Consider the following 18,118-nt stretch of genomic DNA (forward strand, 5'->3'; position numbering starts at 1 on the left):
CATGACCGTCTACTCCACCGATCCGCAGCAACTGCTGCGCACGATCAGGGACACACTCGTCGATCGGGTCGCACCGGACGTCACCGGCGGTACCGCCCGATCGGAACTGGCAGGGGTGGTCGAGGCACTCGACAATCTCATCGCACGCCTGGCGTGGGATCCGGACGGGCTCGCGCGCAGCCTCGACCGCACCGAGGAACTCGCCGTCGCGTTGGGCTTGAATCCCGTCGAGGACAGCGAAGGTGACGCGGCGACTCTGCGGCGACGCCGGAGCGAGGTGGCCGAGATGCTCGCAGCAACCTACCGATCCGATGCGAACGGAGACGAGATCGTCTCGGCGGTGAGCCGCTTCACCGATGACGATGTACGAGAACAGATCTCCGTGGCTCTGCGTGGTGGTCTCCCGGACTGACGGGGCCACCGGCATCTCGCTACCTTCCGACCGCAACGATCGAGGACGACATCCATGCGCGTGCACGACCTGCTCGACCACTGGGCACGACGATTTCCGGACGAGGTCTACGTCACCGACGAAACCCGCACGCTGACCTGGCGTGAGATGCAGGACTGGACCCTGCGGGTGGGGAACTGGCTGGCGGGCAACCTGGAACCCGGTGATCGATTCGCCGTGCTCGACCGCAATTCGCTCGAGATGATCGCGCTCTACTTCGGTGCCTCACGGGCGGGTGTCGTCCCGGTCCCTCTCAACTTCCGGTTGGCGCCGGCCGAATGGACGTACATCGTCGAGGACGCCGGATGTGCACTCGCTGTCGTCCACGAGGATTATGCCGAGGCCTTCACCGGTGTGGCCCCCGCGGGGACCGCCGTGTCGGTTCTCCAGGGCGGGGGCGAGGCCGTGTTGGCGTTCGCCGGCGACGTACTCTCGTACGGGACGGGTGAGGTCGATCGGGACGTTTCCGAAGATGCTGTGTACCACCAGATGTACACCAGCGGGACCACCGGTAAACCCAAAGGCGCCATGGTGTCTCACCGTGCTGCGTGCATCAACGCGCTGCAGATCCAGCTTGCGCTCGACGCGAATCGTAAGCGCACGCTGTGCGTGATGCCGCTGTTCCATGCGGGTGCCGCGCTTCAGGTGCTCGCGTACACGGCAGGGGGGTGCTCGATCCGCGTCGTGCGCGACTACGACCGCACGAGCGTGCTGCGGGCGATGTCCGAGTTGCGCATCCGGTTGCTGACTCTGGCACCCGCGATGATCCAGGAGATGATCACCGATCCGGTCGTCGCGGAGCTCGACTTCACGGCTTTGGATCTGATGGTCTACGGCTCGGCACCGATGGCGGCGGAGTTGGTGAAGAAGGCCATGGACGTCTTCGGGTGCGACTTCGCACAGGCCTACGGAATGACCGAATGTTGCGCTGTGGCCACCATCCTCGCGCCGGAGGATCATCATCGTGCTCTGCGGTCCGAGCCGGGAATCCTGGCTTCGGCGGGACGCGCCGTCATCGGCTCGGAGGTGCGCGTGTTCTCGAGCGACGGCCACGAGTGCCCGGCCGGAGCGGTGGGGGAGGTCGTGGTCCGTGGGCCGCAACTCATGAGCGGGTACTGGAAGCTCGAGGATGCCACCCGCGCGGTGCTCGACGGCGGGTGGCTCCGCACCGGCGACGCCGGATATCTCGACGACGAAGGCTTCCTGTACATCTCCGACCGCGTGAAGGACATGATCATCTCGGGGGGAGAGAACATCTACCCCCGGGAGATCGAAGAGGTCCTGTTCGGGCTGAAGGGCGTAGCCGACGTCGCCGTCATCGGTGTCCCCAGCGAACGATGGGGCGAGAGCCCGGTGGCCGTGGTGGTCGCCGCCGACGGCGCCGAACTGTCCGAGAAGATCGTGCTCGCGCACTGCCGCGCGCATCTCGCGCGATTCAAGTGTCCTGTCTCGGTGGTCTTCGCGGAAACCTTGCCGCGCAGCGCGGTCGGCAAGATTCTCAAGCGTGAGCTTCGCGCGCCGTACTGGGAAGGGCTGGCGCGCAGCGTGAACTGATCCACACGACTCGAATATCGGTGGCCCGTCGCATTGTCAGTGCGGCGGGCCATCGGTGCATGGGTAGCCCAAAACTATTCGGCGACAATGCAAGACGAAATGCTCTTGCGGACCGTGGTCGTTGCGGTTCCGTGCTGATTCGGGTAGATATGTGACGTAGCGCATATCGCGTCGTTTCCCAGCGTGTAGTCGATCCGCGATCCGAGTCCCCCGGGGCTCGACGTTCGCTCGCCGGCACGCGTCCCTTGCTCGAGGAGTGCAAGAGTGGACGTTTTTCCTTTTCTCATCATCGGATTGGTGGCGGGTTCGGTATACGGTCTCGCTGCGGTCGGACTCGTCCTCACCTACAAGACGTCCGGCGTGTTCAACATCGGCCACGGCGCGTTGGCCGCCCTCGCCGCCTATTCGTTCTACGTGCTCGAGGTGCTGTGGGAACTGCCCTGGCTCGTCGCGGCGGCGATCACCGTGTTCGTCATCGGACCCGTCGTCGGGGTGCTCCTCGAGTTCCTCGCCCGCCGACTGCAGGGCGCAGCCCTGACCCTGCAGGTGGCCGGAGTGGTCGGCATCCTGCTCGTCGTCCAGGCCGGCGTGGAGCTGCTCTTCGGCTCCCAGAAGGTCCGGCGGGTACCGCCCTTCCTACCCGAGGGCAGCATCGAGGTCGGCGGCACCTTCGTGCAGTTCGAGGACATCGCCACCTTCGTCATCGCAGCGCTGGCGACGGCGGGACTGTGGGCGTTCCTGCGCTGGACCCGCACCGGCATCGCCATGAAGGCCGTGGTGCAGAACCCCGACCTGCTCGAGCTGGTCGGGCGCAGCGCCACCCGGGTCCGCCGCTGGGCGTGGATGCTCGGCACCGTGATGGCGTCGCTGTCCGGCGTCCTGCTCGCCCCGATCATGCCGCTCGACCCCGTCCAGCTGACGTTGCTGGTGGTCGCGGCCTACGCCGCCGCGGCAATCGGGGGATTCAGCAATCTTCCGGGTACGTTCGCCGGTGGACTCGTCGTCGGCGTCCTCGCATCCCTGGCGACGCGCTGGCTGACCGACGGCATCCTCGCCTCCCTGCCGGCCGCGCTCCCGTTCGCCGTGCTCTTCGTCGTCCTGCTGTTCTTCCCGAAGAAGTACCTGGCCGACCGCACCGCGGTCCGGGTGCACCCGCGTCCGGCCTGGCGTGCCCCGCTCCGGCTCCAGGTGACCGCGGGCATCGTCGTGCTCGCCTTCCTGGCGACCGTGCCGGCCTTCGCGGGCATCCACCTGGTGGACTGGACCGTGGCGCTGGCGATGGTCCTGGTCTTCCTGTCGCTGTCGCTGCTCGTCCACACCTCCGGGCAGGTCTCCCTCGCGCAGATCGCGTTCATGGCCATCGGTGCGGTGACGTTCTCCCATCTGCTGCAGGGTGCCGGTCTCAGCTGGCCGCTCGCCCTCGTCCTCGCCGGGGTGGTCGCGGTACCGATCGGCCTGGTGCTGGCGGTGCCGGCGATCCGGCTCGGGGGCCTGTACCTGGCCATCGCGACCTTCGGGTTCGGCATCTTCCTGCAGCAGATGTTCTACACCCAGGACTTCATGTTCGGCGCCGCGTCGTCGGGACTCGAGGTCCGTCGGCCGGTCACCCCGCTGGTCGACCTCACCTCGGACACCGGATACTTCTATCTCGTCCTGGCGATCGTCGCGGTGGCCGTGCTCGCGGTGGCGGTGCTCGAACGAGGTCGGCTCGGCCGCCTGCTGACCTACATCAAGCAGTCGCCGAAAGCGGTGGAGGCCAGTGGTGTTCCGGCCGCGGTGACCCGCGTCCTCGTCTTCTGCGCGGCCGCCTTCCTCGCCGCGATCGGCGGTGCTCTCGCCGGGGCGGCCCAGCAGACGATCTCCGCGGACAGTTACGCCCCCATCGTGTCGCTGACGGTCTTCGTCATCATCGTGCTCAACGGCCCTGCGACCCCGTGGAACGGCATCGTCGCAGCCGCCGCCTACACGCTGGTCCCCAGCTACTTCCCGAGCACCGAAGTGGGCACCTATCTCCAGCTGCTGTTCGGCCTCAGCGCCATCGGCCTCGTTCTGCTCCCCCCGATCGGCCTGCCCCGCGTGGTGACGGAGTCGATCGACCGGTGGTTCCGCCGCCCGACGGACGAACGGAGCGAGTCGCCTGGGCGCGCCGCCGAGCGGAGCGAGTCGTCCGAGAGCCCTGTGCTTCCGGAAGTCGCCGCCGACGGCGTCATCCTGGAGGCGAAGGACATCGACGTCGTCTTCGGCGGGGTCAAAGCACTCGACGGTGCTCGCATCGTCTGCCGTCCAGGGCGGATCACCGGGCTCATCGGCCCGAACGGTGCCGGCAAATCCACGATGTTCAATGCCGTGACCGGGCTGGTCGATCCGTCCGCGGGTTCGGTGACCCTCGGCGGCGCGGATCTCGGACGCAAGAGCCCCTCGGCCCGAGCACGGGCCGGGATCGGCCGCACCTTCCAGACGGCCGAACTGTTCGAGTCGATGACGGTCCGGGAGAACGTCGCGGCCGGTGCGGAAGGACGCACCGTCGGACTCGATCCGCGCACCCATCTGCACTCGTCGCCGTCCGAACGTGAACGGATCGACGCCGCTACCGAGGCCGCGCTCGTGGCGTGCGGACTCGAGGAGCTGGCCGACCGGCACGTCATGAGCCTGCCCACCGGTATCCGGCGCATCGTCGAGGTCGCCCGCTGCCTCGCCGGCGGATATCCCGTGCTGCTCCTGGACGAGCCGTCGGCTGGGCTCGACCACAACGAGTCCGCCCGCCTCGGCGAACTGATCCGGAAGGTCGCCGACGAACGCGGCATCGGAGTGATCCTCGTCGAGCACGACGTCTCCCTGGTGTTCGGCATCTGCGACGAGGTCTACGTCCTGGAATTCGGCCGGATCATCTTCGAGGGAACTCCGGCCGAGGCCCGGCGGTCGAGCGTCGTGCAGGCGGCCTATCTGGGCACCGAGGAGGACACCGCCGGCGCAGTCGCCGCGGCCGAACTGGAGGAGGTCAAGTGACGACATCGGCGCTGGAGATATCCGCACTGACAGCGGGATACGGTCGCACGACCGTGCTGCGCGAGGTGAACCTGACGGTCGCACCCGGATCCGTCGTCGCCCTGCTCGGGCCGAACGGTGCCGGTAAGACGACCCTGCTGAAAACCATCGGTGGTCTGTTGGCCCCGATGTCCGGGTCGATCCGGCTCGGCGGGGTCGACATCACCGGCCAGGGAGCGACGAAGCGCGCCACGGCGGGGATCTGCCTGATCCCCGAAGGTCGCGGGGTCTTCCCCGGCCTGACGGTGCGGGAGAACCTGCTCCTCGCCGTCGACGGGCCCCTGAGCGACCACTACGACCTGGCGTTCGAGGTGTTCCCCGAGATCGCCCGCCGCATGAACGCCAAGGCCGGAAGCCTGTCCGGTGGGCAGCAACAGATGGTCGCCCTGGCCCGCGCATTCGTCCCGCGCAGGTCGATCGTCGTGCTCGACGAGGTGTCGATGGGATTGGCGCCTCTGGTCGTCGATCAGATCTTCGCGGCACTGGCCGTGCTCCGGAAGGCAGGGAAGTCCGTTCTGCTCGTCGAGCAGTACGTCGGACGGGCACTCGCCGGCGCCGACGTGGTGCACCTACTCGATCGCGGACGCCTGTCGGAAGCGCTCGAGCCGTCCGCCCTCGACGAGGACGAACTCACGAGTCGCTATCTCGGCATCGACGTGGCAACGGCCTGACCGGATCTTCCTTCCGCCTCGACCGGAGCGGAAGACGACAACGTACCAACTCTTTCCAGCAGAGGAGCCCTAGTGAAGAACACGATCCGAAGGTGCGTCGTGAGCGCGGCCGCCCTGAGCATGCTCGTCCTGGCGGGCTGTTCGGGCGCGCAGGAGAGCGAACCCGCCGCGGCGCCCGAGCTCACCGGACCACCGATCGTCGTGGGAACGGTGTGCGGCTGTTCCGGTGTGTCCGCGCCGACCCACGGGCGCGTGGACGACGTCGCCCAGGCGTGGGCCGACAGCGTCAACGCCTCGGGCGGCATCAACGGTCATCCCGTGAAGATCGTCGTCAAGGACATCGGGCAGGAACCGTCGAAGGCGCTCGCTGCCGTCAAGAGCCTCGTCGAGGAGGAAGGCGCGGTCGCGATCGTCGGGCCCATCACGGGAACGACCGGGTCGTGGCGCCAGTACGTCGAGGAGAAGGGCATTCCGGTGGTCGGGGGTGTGCCCTCCGACGGCACCTTCCTCGTCAGCGACGACTTCTACATCGCCGGGTCGCCGAATCCGGTGATCACCTACGGTCTGGTGAAACTGGCGAAGGAGGAAGGGACCTCCAAGTTCGGTGTCGTGTACTGCTCGGAATCCCCGGTGTGCGCGGACTCCGATGCGCTGGCGGCGAAGTCCGCGGCGGACCTCGATCTCGAATACCTGTCCGTCAAGGCCGCGGCCACCGCACCGAACTACACGGCCGTGTGCCAGACCATGAAGAACGAAGGTGTCGACGGCATCTTCCTCGCCCACATCGCCAGCGTGGACGTGCGGATCGCGGAGGACTGCCACAAGATCGGCTACAAGCCCCAGTTCTACACCTCCGCAGGGGCACTCGGTAACGAGTTCGTGCAGTCCTCGGCGACGGACGGTGTGCTGTTCACCCAGTCCAACGCCCCGTACTTCGATCCGTCGGTTCCCGCCGTGGGGGAGGCGCACGAGATCCTGGACTCCCACTACGACGATCTCACCGAATCCGAGCAGTTCTCGGCCGTGGCCTTCGACCAGTGGATCGCGGGCAAGCTGTTCGAGGCGGCTGCCGAACAGGCACAGCTGACCTCGGACTCGACCGGCGCCGACGTCGCACGGGGCCTGAGCGAGCTGGACGGGGAGACCCTGGACGGACTGGCACCGCCGCTGACCTATTCGGGAACCGCCCGGACCTATCCGACCTGCTACTACGTCGGCGAAGTCCGTGACGGGGAGTTGAAGGCACGCAACGAGGGAGAGACGGTCTGCCTCGACGAGACCGATCTGCAATCGGAGCTGTTCGTCTCAGCCGGCTGAGAACACCTACCGTCTCCGCCGGCTGAGACCACCTACCGTCTCCGCCGGCTGAGACCACCTACCGTCGCTCGAACGGAACGGGCCGGATTCCCAGAGGGAATCCGGCCCGTTCGTGTGGTCGGAGCAGTTCAGCCGATGCGACGCTTCGTCGCGGTGAAGTCCGCCGGATCGGGGCGCTCGGTGCGGGCCCAGTAGTCGGCTACCGGCCACGGGGAGTTGGTGACGACTCGGCCGCTGGAATTGCGGTAGTAGCTGTTCACGCCGTCCATCGCATAGACCATCGTCGAGTTCGCCTCGTCGAGTTCGGCGTTGTAGCGCTCGTACGGTTCGGGCTTGCATTCGATCGACGAGAGGTCTTCGGTCACGAGTCGGCTGATCGCCTCGACGACGTACCGCACCTGTGCTTCTGCGATGGTGATGTAGCTGCCGCCGGGCGGGTTGGTGTTCGGCCCGTATAGGAAGAACAGATTGGGGAATCCGGGAGTGGTGATTCCGAGGTAAGCACGTCCGTTGTCGTCGTCCCACGTCTCACGTAGCGAGGTGCCTTCGCGTCCGCGGATATCCATGGGGAACAGGAATCGCTGCTGCTGGAATCCTGTGCACAGGATGAGAACATCGATATCGCGCTCCTCCCCGTCCGCCGTGACGAGCCCGGTCGGGGTGAGCCGCGCGATGTTGTCCGTGAGCAGTTCGACATGCGGCTTACGCAGGGTGGTGAACCAACCGTTGTCGATGAGCAGACGCTTGCCGAAGGGCGGATAGTCGGGAAGGGTCTTGCGGCGTAGTTTCTCGTCGCCTGCGGTCTGGCTGTCGAGATAGGAAGTGAGGTAGGCGCGGTAGGCGTCGTTGAGGGAGCTGACGAGCTTGCCCTTCTCCTCACGATTCGGATCGACGGGCAGCGCGGCGTAGGTCCGCTCGGTGTAGAGCCAGTACAGACGGAATCGGTACCAGCCTCGATAGAACGGGATGTGGTCGAACAACCAGTTCTTGCTGTCGTCGGTCTGCCGGAAGTAGTTCTCGTTCGGGGCGATCCACTGCGGTTGGCGTTGCAGGACGACCATGCTCTCGACCTGGTCGGAGATCGCCACCACCAGCTGCATCGCACTGGCACCGCTGCCGACCACCGCGACGCGTTTACCGCGGACGTCGAGGTCCTCGGGCCACTGTGCAGAGTGGACGATCTGGCCGTGGAAGTCCGTAGCCCCCTCGAAATCCGGAACATTGGGAGTGCTGTGCAGCCCCGCTGCCGTCACCAGCGCGCTCGCGCGCAGTTCCTGCTTCTCGCCGTCGGGACCCGTGACAGACAGGACCCAGTGCTGCTCGTTCTCGTCCCACGCGGCCGTGTCGACCGAATGTCCGAACCGGATGCGATCGGTGATGCCGTATTCGTCGGCCACGTCCGAGACGTAGTCGAAGATCTCGTCGCGGCGGGCGAAGTGCTCGGACCAGTTCTTCGGCCGGAAGGAGAACGAGTAGAGGTCGCTGGGGATATCCACTCGTGCCCCGGGATAGCGGTTCTCCCACCAGGTGCCGCCGAGACGGTCGTTCCGTTCCAGCACGGTGTAGGGGATGCCGGCCTTCTCGAGGTTGATGGCGCAGGTCATGCCGGAGATGCCGGCCCCCACGACGACGACACCGAAATCCTGCCGGGTGGAGCGGATCGTCGAGCCGACGTCGGTGGGCGTGTAGGGAGTGAAGCCGAGCTGCTCGGCAATCATCGGCGAGTAGTGTTCGGAGACGGGCTCGCCCATGACTGTGCTCATCAACCGGGCGAGTTCCGCGCCGGCCGGTGCCGGATGCGCGATCGGTTTGCCGTTGCACCAGTCCAGTACTGCGTCGGTGACAGCGTCACGGATCTCCGCCTGGATCTGCGGGTCGAAACCGCCGTCGTTGTGTTCCTCGTATCCCTTGGTGGGTGTCGGGACATACGGTGGCGACAGCCATTTCTCCTCGCCGGTCAATTGGTAGAGGACGGGGAGCAGGCACGGGATGTTGCCTGCTGCGACGGCTGTGCGCACTGTGTCGCGGTCGAGTTCGGGATCCGGGGGGATTGCCAGGCTCATATCGCGTCCTTCCGATTGTGGAACGAAGTGGTGGATCGGGCGGTCAGGGATCTCGAAGGATTCATGAAAGGTGTTCGAGGGGAGGCGGTTTCATCGAAGGTGACCCGTGTCGTCGCGGACCGGCGAGTGCTCTCGGGTTCCGGACGCGCTCTCCTGACGTGCTGTTAATGGTAGCTATGGTGCTATTGGTGAGTCAATGACTCACCGACTAGGGATATTGAGGTCTTTAGTTAGTCACTGTTGTGGTCCTGCGACGCGGTAGTGCCGTGACTGAGCGGCTTGTGGCAAAGACCCGCTCGAGTGCTTATCACCTTAATCGGTACTAACAGTACGGTCTTCTATACCAGTAAAAAGCGATATTGACGCGCAAAATACGTAGAGTTAAGGTTCACAACCGTGTCGTGGACGGATCCCCGGGTCGGCGCGCATCTCCCGCTCCGCATGCTCGCCCGTTCCGGCCGTAATGAATCTCCGCTTCGAGGATCTCGCTATGTGAGTCACTGTTATGGATCTGTCTTTGACAAAAGACCATCTACCTGCTGATAAGTCCCTTGACATTAGCGGTAACTATGTTAGCTTGATCACACCGGAGCGCTGCGTGAATCTGCTTCGGGGCTCCGTAGGGACCAAGAACGCCGGTTGCGTGGAAGACACTCGAATGGTGGGGCACGCAGCCGGATCACCTCCGCACGAAAGGCACGAACATGACCGAGACGCTGAGCCCGGAGACGATCGCCGGTAGCGCCCGAGAAGCCGACTACCTCCAGCGCGCGCGTTCCATCGCACCTCTCATCAGGCAGGAAGCTGCCGCCATCGAACGCGAGCGCACTCTCACGAAGCCGGTTGCCGACGCCTTCGTCGAACAGGGCCTGCACGGGATGCTGATCCCCGAGGAACTCGGCGGCGGAGGTCTGTTGCCCAGCGAGGGCATGAGGGTTTTCGAAGAGGTCGCCAAGTCCGACGCCTCGACCGGATGGGCGTGGATGGCCAGTGAGTGGGGCACCGCCGGTGTCGTCGGTTATCTGGCCGAGGATGTTGCGAAAGACCTTCTGAGCCGCGACGAGCCGTTCATCGTCGCCGGCCAGCTTCTTCCTCGGTACCCCGGAATTCAGGTCGAGGGCGGCTACATCATCGACGGCCGGTACTCGTTTGCGAGTGGTTCGGACCACGCGACGTGGGTCGGTGCAGGCTTCTACGTCGCAGACGAGCAGGGAAACCCGATCCTCGGCGAGAACGGGCAGCCCCAGGCGCGGATCGCTCTTCTGCCCCGGGAGGATGCGGAGTTCGAGAAGAACTGGGATGTGTGGGGCCTGGCCGGGACGGGCAGCCACGACTACACGATCTCCAAGAAGTTCGTTCCCGCCGAGCACACCACCCTGACATTCGGGGGCACGCCGACCCGCTCGGAAACGATGTTCAGGCTGACCAACGAATTCGCCGGCGGTCTTCCGCATGCCCCCATCGCGCTCGGAATCGCTTCGCGCGCGCTGGAACTGGTGGCCTCCCTGACTGCCGGAAAGGTCCGCCCCACCTACTCGGTGCCGGTGGGGGAGGCCGAAATCTTCCGGATCGACTTCGGTCGTAAGGAAGCCGAACTGCAGGCCGCGCGACTGTACTGCTACGACGTCGTCCGGTCGGCCGAGGACGCCGTGAACTCCGGCCGACCGATCACGCCCGAGCACATCGCCCGCGCCCAGCAGATGCTCGCGTGGGTGCACGAAGTCTGCGCCGACGTCGTGACGTTCGCCCACCGATGGGGCGGCAGCGCCAGCATCGCCTCGACGAGCACGCTGGGCCGTTTCGTCCGCGACATGAACGTGGCGACACAGCATCTGCTCGTGGATCAGAAGATGCTGGTCGACGCCGCTGCGGTCCTGCTGCCGATCTACGCACAGGCAGAGGCCTGATCGACACACCCGATCGACAACACATTCCGAACCCGGACACCACATGTCGTGCGATCGTCGGATCTGGAGAGGCTCTGGGTCCGGCATGCCGAGCGGTGTCCGGGTCGGTGTGCTGTGTACACCAGTCCCGGCCTGCCGACCGGTGGGCCGACGAGCGTGAGAGGGACCCACGATGGGGCACTACAAGAGCAATCTCCGCGATGTGGAGTTCAACCTGTTCGAACTGTTCGAGCGCGAACGTGTGCTCGGCACCGGCCCGTTCGAGGAAGTGGATTCGGACACCGCGCGGATCGCCCTCCGTGAGGTCGATCGTCTCGCGCGCGAGGAACTCGCCGCATCGTTCGAAGATTCAGACCGCACTCCCACGGTCTTCGACCCCGCCACCCACACGGTCACCGTCCCGGCCTCCTATGCGGCGACGTACAAGACCTGGATGGACGCCGAATGGTGGCGTCTGCGTGTGCTGCCCGAACTCGGTGGGACAAACGCGCCCAGTTCGCTGAACTGGGCCCTCGGCGAGTTCGTACTCGGTGCGAATCCGACACTGTGGACGTATGTGGGATTTCCGACGGCGACCCGCGTGGTGTGGAAGCACGGCACCGAACGCGACAAGAAGATCGCCCGGCTGGCCGCCGAGAAACACTGGGGTGCCACGATGATGCTCACCGAACCGGACGCGGGTTCCGACGTCGGCGCCGGGCGCACGAAAGCGACCCGCAACGATGACGGAAGCTGGAACATCGCCGGTGTCAAGCGGTTCATCACGGCGGGCGAGCACGATCTGACCGACAACATCATCCATCTCGTCCTCGCACGGCCGGTCGGCGTCGACGGCGCGGGCGGCCCGGGCACCAAGGGATTGAGCTTGTTCCTCGTGCCCAAGTTCCATTTCGATCTCGAGACCGGTGAACTCACCGGCGAACGCAACGGTGTGTACGTCACCAACGTCGAGAAGAAGATGGGTGTCAAGGTCTCGGCCACCTGCGAGATGACCCTCGGTGCGGACGAACCGGCTCGGGGCTGGCTCCTGGGGGAGGTCCACGACGGTATCAACCAGATGTTCGACGTGATCGAAGACGCCCGGATGATGGTGGGGTCCAAGGCGATCGCGACACTGTCCAGCGGGTACCTCAACGCCCTCGAATACGCCAAGGTGCGCGTGCAGGGATCGGATCTCACCCGTTCGTCCGACCGCTCCGCCCCTCGGGTGACCATCACGGCCCACCCCGACATCCGGCGATCGCTGCTCACGCAGAAGTCGTACGCCGAAGGATTGCGATCGCTCGTCCTGTATACGGCGACCTGGCAGGACGAGATCGCGGTGCGCAGCGCGGCGGGGGAGGACACGACGCTCGCAGAAGCTGTCAACGACCTGCTTCTCCCAGTGGTCAAGGGGTACGGCTCCGAACGTTCGTGGACCGTCCTGGGCACCGAAAGCCTTCAGACCTTCGGTGGATCCGGTTACCTCCAGGACTACCCGATCGAGCAGTATGTGCGTGACGCCAAGATCGACACCGTCTACGAAGGCACCACCGCGATCCAGGCGCAGGACCTGTTCTTCCGCAAGATCGCCCGGAACAGGGGTGTGGCATTCGGCCATCTGCTGGGTGAGATCACATCGTTTGCCGACGATGCGTGCGCCGAAGCCGATCTTGCGACCGAACGGGACCTGCTGCTCGAGGCCGCCGACGGGGTCCGGTCGATCGTGGAGACGATGACGGCCGATCTTGCCCGATCGAATCCGACCGTCCCCGACGGCGACGAACGCAACATCTACAAGGTCGGCCTCAACGCGACCCGATTGCTGTACGCGCTCGGGGATGTAGTGGTCTCCTGGTTGTTGCTGCGCAGCGCCGCGGTCGCTCTGCGGGCTCTCGACGGTGACGTCGATGCAGCCGACCGTTCGTTCTACGAAGGCAAGATCGCGGCGGCCCGCTTCTTCACCCGCAACATCCTTCCCCTGACGGTCGCGGAAGCACGGATCGCTTCCGAGGTGGACGTCTCCGTCATGGACCTCGACGAAGCGGCGTTCTGACGGATCTTCCCCGAGAACACATGATGCGCGCCCGATCCGATCGGGCGCGCATCATCGTGCGTGCGGGATGGGAAGGTCAGGACGGGCCGATGGCCGGCCCTGCTACCTCTTCTTCCCAGTACGGTGCTTTCAGCCGGCGTTTGAACAACTTCCCGGTGTCCTCCCGGGGCAGGCTCTCCTCGAACACCACGACCTTCGGCACCTTGAACCGGGCAAGGCGCATCTCGACGTGGCGACGAACCTCGTCCTCGGTGAGGGTCGCACCGGGATCGGGTTGGATGTGCGCAGCGAGGGCTTCGCCGAATTCGGGATCGGGGATCCCGAACACTGCCGCATCGGCGACCCCGTCGAGGGCGAGGAGCACCGCTTCGATCTCGGCGGGATAGATGTTGACGCCGCCGGAGATGATCATGTCGTTGCGGCGATCGCTCAAGTACAGATATCCGTCGGCATCCACATGCCCGATGTCCCCGACGGTGACGTAACCCTCGATCTCCATCGCGCGGCGCTTGGCGTCGTCACCGAGATAGGTGAAATCCGGCCACGCCGAGAACGGCCGGAGGTAGATGTCGCCGTCCTCCCCGACGGGCGCATCGTGACCGTCGGCCCCGACGATGCGTACTGCGGCGTCGGACAACGGCCTGCCGACGGTGCCCGGATGTGCGAGCCACTCCTCGCTCGTACAACAGACGGCAGCACCGGATTCGGATCCACCGTAGTACTCGTGGACGATGGGGCCGAGCCAGTCGATTGCGGCACGCTTGACGTCGGGTGGGCACGGCGCGGCGGCATGGACGACCGAGGTCAGGGACGACAGATCGTACCGAGCGCGGACGTCTGCCGGGAGTTTCAGCAACCGGACGAACATGGTGGGAACGACCTGCAGGTGTTCGATCCGGCGTTCCTCGACCGTCCGGAGAAGGACTTCCGGATCGAATCGCGGCATGATCTCCACATTCATTCCCAGGGCGAACGCGAACTGGAACTGGGTGTTCGGAGCCGTGTGGTACATCGGTGCTGCGACCAGGGTCGACCGAGCCTTTCCGAATGCGAACGCCTCGATGACGACTTCGTGCAGTGCCGCGAGCTTCTCCGGCGGCGTCGGTTGCCGCAGAATGCCCTTGGGGCGTCCTGTGGTTCCGGACGTGTAGATGATGCTCATCGGAGGATCGGTGATCCCGGTCGGGTGCGGTTCGTGCGTGGCGATCAGCTCCTCGACGTTCGCATACCTTCCGGACAACGTCGGGATGTCGGTGCCGTAGGCGTCGGCTAGTACCGCCGGGACCGGAACCTCGACGATCGTCGTGCCGACAGGCAGTACCGACTCGACCTTCGGCAACAGGTCGGTGTGCGTCAGCACGATCCGCGCGCCGCTGTCGGTGAGTACGTGGCCGAGGTCGTCGGTGTTGCCGTGCCAGTTCGCGGGAACGGGCACGGCGCCGATGGCGGCACCGGCAAGCGTCGCTTCGACGAACCCGATCTCGTTGCGCATCACGATGGCGTAGCGGTCGCCGTGTGCCACTCCCAGGGCGGACAGAGCCGCGGCGAGCCTCGAAGCCCGCTCACGGATGTGTGCGTGGGTCCGGATGTCGTTGCTACACCGGACCGTTGCCTCGTGGGTCATCGCGGATCCTCCTCTTCGGCGCGCACGATGCACAACGCATCGACTGCGACGAGCCCGTCGTCGGTGACGAGGAGCGGGTTGATGTCCAGCGACTCGATCCACTCGTGGCACGCTGCGGCGAGGTTTCCGAAGCCGACAAGCAGCTCGGCGAGTCGCTCCAGATTCCACGGTGCCGATCCACGGTAGCCGTGCATCAGCTTCAGATCACGGAACTCCTCGATCAGTTCTTCGGCATCGGTCCGGGTCAGTGGGGCCGGACGTCCACCGACCCGCTCGAGGACCTCGACCAGGATGCCGCCGATGCCCAGGACCACCATGGGGCCGAGTTCGCTGCGACCTTCGATGCCTACCAGCAGCTCCCCCCGGGCGGCGGTCATGGGCTGGATGGCGACGACATCGGGGACGTGGTGCCGGCGCGCGAGCGCGCGCATCCGGTTGACCGTGTCCGCGAGGTCCGCCGTGTCGATGTTCAGGGCCACGGCGCCGAGCTCGGTGCGGTGTGGGACATCGGCGAGCTTCACCGCATAGGGACCGGCGAAATCCGGCGCAGCGTGCCCGTCGGAGTCGACGGTGCAGTACGGGGCGGTCGGGATACCGAAACGGTCCAGTAGTTCCATGGCCTGCGAGAACGGGAGGAACTGTCGTCCATCTCCGGTGTCGATGGTGGGGACGGGCGGAGGAGCGATCGGTGCGACGGGCTCGGCGGGCGGACGACGGGTGGCGCGATCGCGCACGAAGGTGCCCATCGTGCGGAGACCACGGAGCGTGCCTCGAAGGCCGTACCCGAGGGCGACACTTCCGTCGTCACCGATCACTTCTCTGGCGAACGAGCCGACCGGACCGGCGCCGGCTGCGATGGCAACAGGCTTTCCGAACCGTCGTGCGGCCTGCGCGACGTCATCGATGAGGCGGCGGTAGACGGGGGAGTCGTCGGTCTCTCCCCACATGTTCACGAACACGACGGCGTCCAGTTCAGGTGAGCCGACGTAGCGTTCGACGATGTCCGTCCAGAAGGTCGCACCGAAGCCGGTGGTGTCGAGAGGATTGGGGACGGTGATGCCGGGGATGGTGGTGCGGACCCACTCGGCGAGGCCGTCGAGAGGTGGCAGGGAGAGTCCTTCGGCCTCGGCGAGATCGTATGCCAGGGAGGCGAAGCCTCCTGTTCCTGCGACGACCCCCACGCGTTCGACGGTGTTCCACTTGCCGGGGTCGAGTTGCCCGACGATCGAGAGGCGATCGACGAGTTCCTCGAGGTCGTGTGCGAGCTGGATACCGGCTCGGCGGAACGCTACGTCGTACGCCCAGGCATTGCCGGCGAGCGCTCCGGTGTGGGAAGCCGCCATCTGCTGGGTGCGGCTGCTGCGTGCGAGTTTGAGGGCCACGATCGGTTTGCCCGCAGCGATGCAGCGCCGGGCTGCACGGAAGAACGCCTCGGGCCGGCGGATGCCCTCCACGATGAGACCGACGGCTGCGGTCTCCGGGTCGGAGGCCAGGAAATCGACGTAGTCGGCGATGTCGGTGGTCGCTTCGTTGCCGGCGGAGATGAGGCGTGAGATGCCGATGCCGGTGCGGCGACCCGCGGTGACCGCGACACCGCCGATCATGGCGCCGCTGTGGGAGACGATCGATATGCCGCCCGCGGGCGGATGATAGTCGGCCGAGGCCGTCAGGTTGAGACTGCGGGGAACACTGATGTACCCCAGACTGTTCGGGCCGACTAGTGCCATTCCACCCCGCTCCGCGGCGGCGACGAGTCTGCGCTGCAGGGACTCTCCCTCCTGTCCGACCTCTGCGAAACCGGCCGCGTAGATGACGAGTCCTCCGCAGTCGAGTTCGGCGCATTCCTCGGCCAGGGCCACGGTGCGCTCGGCGGACATCACCGACAACACGGCGTCGACCGGTTCACCGATGTCCGAGACGGAGCGGTGAGTGGGCACTCCGAACACGGTGGGTGCGGTCGGATGGACGAAGAACACCCGTGCGGCGCTGTCGAGCGTCGGGCGTATGAACGGAGCGACGGGGGATTTGTCGCTCAATCCGACGATCGCGACAGTCGAAGGATTGAGTACACGTTCCAGCGACGAGGTTGTGCGAGCATCGAAATGCTCTGTGCGCGAGGATTCGTCGTCCGAGATGAGAGTCATGGTCGAGGACCTCCGATGTAGGGGGATCGTCTGGGCGGGATGCCGGGAGTGCGGTGAGTCGGGTGGGGGGACGCTGATGTCGGTGCCGTATCCGGCGTCGGGTTCGCGAACTGGGAACCGGTCTCGGCACAGGCGGTGGCGGCTACTCCCGAAATTTAACACCGTGAACACTCGTTATGGCTAGACATGCTCTCTGTGCAAAAAAGTCCAGGGAAATGGCTTCCATAGTTAATGGTAACTATGTAACATCGCTCACAACCCGACGTGATGTGGTGTCGGGATTCGAACTCGATCTTTCGGAGGACCCATGGCCAGGAGCGAAGCGCTCGTACGTGCCGAGAAGATGTGGGTGGAAGGCTTCCCCGACCCGGCGACGGCGACGGTCGACGATCTGCGTGAGGCCTACGACCGGTTGTTCTTGCAGTTCCCCCTGCCCGAGGGGGTCGAACCGGTCGAAGGTGAGGTCGGTGGCGTTCCCGTCCTGTTCGTCACCGCGGAAGGTGCTGTGCAGGACAAGGTTCTCGTGTGGTTCCACGGGGGCGGTTACATCATGGGCAGCGCACGTGGCTTCCAGGAACTCGGACACAACCTGTCGCGGGCATCCGGAGTGACGGTCGTGCTGCCCGACTACCGGCGGGCGCCGGAGAATCCGTTCCCGGCTGCGCTCGACGACGGTGTCGCGGTCGTGTCGGCTCTGGTCGCGCAGTACGGTGCCGGCAACGTCGCTGCCGGTGGCGATTCCGCCGGGGGCGGGCTCGCGCTCGCGGCTCTCACCGCGGTTCGCGACAAGGGTGAAAAGCTGCCTTCGGCAGCCGTATTCATCTCGGCCCTGCTCGATCTCACGGCAAGCGGTAGTAGCGTGGACGAGTTCGACGGCCAGGATGTCGCGGTCTCGCGTGGGTCCATCGGAAACGTCGGCGAGGCGTATCTGCAAGGGCACGATCCGAAAGATCCGCTGGCATCGCCGCTCTTCGCCGACCTGCGTGACCTTCCGCCCGCCCTGTTCCTGGTGGGTTCCCGCGAGGTCCTTCTCGACGATTCGCGTCGGGCCGCTGCAGGGATCGTCGAACGCGGTGGCTCGGCGAGCGTGTCCACCTACGACGACATGGTCCACGTGTGGCCGTTGTTCTCCTCGATTCTTCCCGAGGGTATCCAGGCCGCAGACGAAGCCGGAGCGTTCATCAAGAAGAACCTCGGACTCTGACGGTACGGCACCAGACCCGCGGGTGCCGTACCGACGGTGCGGCACCCGCGTTCCACAGACTCCGTCGTAGCGGATATCCCCTTCTCGCCCGACCCGACCAGCA

Annotated in this window: 11 protein-coding genes; 8 read left to right on the plus strand and 3 right to left on the minus strand. The window is 65.7% G+C overall.

From position 1 onward, the window contains the following. Position 1: 1 nt before the first annotated feature. From MOM01_RS03320 to MOM01_RS03340, 5 genes are all read left to right on the plus strand, one after another. On the plus strand, positions 2-412 hold the full coding sequence (locus MOM01_RS03320) for a hypothetical protein (protein ID WP_241383951.1): 411 nt from the start codon (positions 2-4) through the stop codon (positions 410-412). A gap of 54 nt (positions 413-466) precedes the next feature. Beyond that, positions 467-2,005: a long-chain-fatty-acid--CoA ligase gene (locus MOM01_RS03325; RefSeq protein ID WP_241383952.1), complete on the plus strand. Its 1,539-nt coding sequence runs from the start codon at positions 467-469 to the stop codon at positions 2,003-2,005. A gap of 264 nt (positions 2,006-2,269) precedes the next feature. Then, entirely contained in the window at positions 2,270-5,011 is a 2,742-nt protein-coding gene (locus MOM01_RS03330; RefSeq protein ID WP_241383953.1) for an ABC transporter permease subunit, read from the plus strand. Continuing rightward, positions 5,008-5,721, plus strand: coding sequence for an ABC transporter ATP-binding protein (locus tag MOM01_RS03335; protein ID WP_241383954.1), 714 nt, complete (start codon positions 5,008-5,010; stop codon positions 5,719-5,721). Before MOM01_RS03330 ends, MOM01_RS03335 begins: the two co-directional genes overlap by 4 nt. Positions 5,722-5,820: 99 nt before the next feature. Then, complete coding sequence (locus MOM01_RS03340) at positions 5,821-7,038, plus strand: ABC transporter substrate-binding protein (protein WP_241383955.1); 1,218 nt, start codon at positions 5,821-5,823, stop codon at positions 7,036-7,038. Positions 7,039-7,166: 128 nt separating this feature from the next. On the opposite strand, the gene MOM01_RS03345 is transcribed toward MOM01_RS03340, so the two are convergent. Then, positions 7,167-9,101 carry a flavin-containing monooxygenase gene (locus MOM01_RS03345; protein ID WP_241383956.1) on the minus strand — a complete coding sequence of 645 codons (1,935 nt, stop codon included), beginning with the start codon at positions 9,099-9,101 and terminating at the stop codon, positions 7,167-7,169. A 704-nt stretch (positions 9,102-9,805) separates the two neighbouring features. Between MOM01_RS03345 and MOM01_RS03350 the strand changes: the two genes are divergently transcribed. Together MOM01_RS03350 and MOM01_RS03355 are read left to right on the plus strand one after the other, a co-directional pair. Continuing rightward, the gene (locus MOM01_RS03350; protein ID WP_241383957.1) at positions 9,806-11,008 is read left to right on the plus strand and encodes an acyl-CoA dehydrogenase family protein; all 1,203 of its coding nucleotides are present in this window, start codon (positions 9,806-9,808) and stop codon (positions 11,006-11,008) included. A 172-nt stretch (positions 11,009-11,180) separates the two neighbouring features. Beyond that, a complete protein-coding gene (locus MOM01_RS03355) occupies positions 11,181-13,043 on the plus strand; it encodes an acyl-CoA dehydrogenase (protein WP_241383958.1) in 1,863 nt (620 codons plus the stop codon). 76 nt (positions 13,044-13,119) lie between these two features. Here the strand turns inward: MOM01_RS03355 and MOM01_RS03360 are convergent, their stop codons facing one another. Both MOM01_RS03360 and MOM01_RS03365 read right to left on the minus strand, forming a co-directional pair. Beyond that, complete coding sequence (locus tag MOM01_RS03360; RefSeq protein ID WP_241383959.1) at positions 13,120-14,667, minus strand: AMP-binding protein; 1,548 nt, start codon at positions 14,665-14,667, stop codon at positions 13,120-13,122. Then, a complete protein-coding gene (locus MOM01_RS03365; RefSeq protein ID WP_241383960.1) occupies positions 14,664-16,811 on the minus strand; it encodes an acetate--CoA ligase family protein in 2,148 nt (715 codons plus the stop codon). The genes MOM01_RS03360 and MOM01_RS03365 overlap by 4 nt, the downstream gene beginning before the upstream one ends. A gap of 307 nt (positions 16,812-17,118) precedes the next feature. Between MOM01_RS03365 and MOM01_RS03370 the strand changes: the two genes are divergently transcribed. Then, positions 17,119-18,015 carry an alpha/beta hydrolase fold domain-containing protein gene (locus MOM01_RS03370; RefSeq protein WP_241383961.1) on the plus strand — a complete coding sequence of 299 codons (897 nt, stop codon included), beginning with the start codon at positions 17,119-17,121 and terminating at the stop codon, positions 18,013-18,015. Positions 18,016-18,118 lie beyond the last annotated feature (103 nt).

This window comes from Rhodococcus sp. CH91 (genome assembly GCF_022554085.1).
Taxonomy (GTDB): Bacteria; Actinomycetota; Actinomycetes; order Mycobacteriales; family Mycobacteriaceae; genus Rhodococcus.

Bases quoted from the DNA above. Each gene is read 5' to 3' on its own strand.
- MOM01_RS03345 (WP_241383956.1), bottom strand. From the start codon at position 9,101: ATGAGCCTGGCAATCCCCCCGGATCCCGAACTCGACCGCGACACAGTG.
- MOM01_RS03355 (WP_241383958.1), top strand. From the start codon at position 11,181: ATGGGGCACTACAAGAGCAATCTCCGCGATGTGGAGTTCAACCTGTTC.
- MOM01_RS03365 (WP_241383960.1), bottom strand. From the start codon at position 16,811: ATGACTCTCATCTCGGACGACGAATCCTCGCGCACAGAGCATTTCGAT.
- MOM01_RS03320 (WP_241383951.1), top strand. From the start codon at position 2: ATGACCGTCTACTCCACCGATCCGCAGCAACTGCTGCGCACGATCAGG.
- MOM01_RS03370 (WP_241383961.1), top strand. From the start codon at position 17,119: ATGGCCAGGAGCGAAGCGCTCGTACGTGCCGAGAAGATGTGGGTGGAA.
- MOM01_RS03360 (WP_241383959.1), bottom strand. From the start codon at position 14,667: ATGACCCACGAGGCAACGGTCCGGTGTAGCAACGACATCCGGACCCAC.
- MOM01_RS03325 (WP_241383952.1), top strand. From the start codon at position 467: ATGCGCGTGCACGACCTGCTCGACCACTGGGCACGACGATTTCCGGAC.
- MOM01_RS03350 (WP_241383957.1), top strand. From the start codon at position 9,806: ATGACCGAGACGCTGAGCCCGGAGACGATCGCCGGTAGCGCCCGAGAA.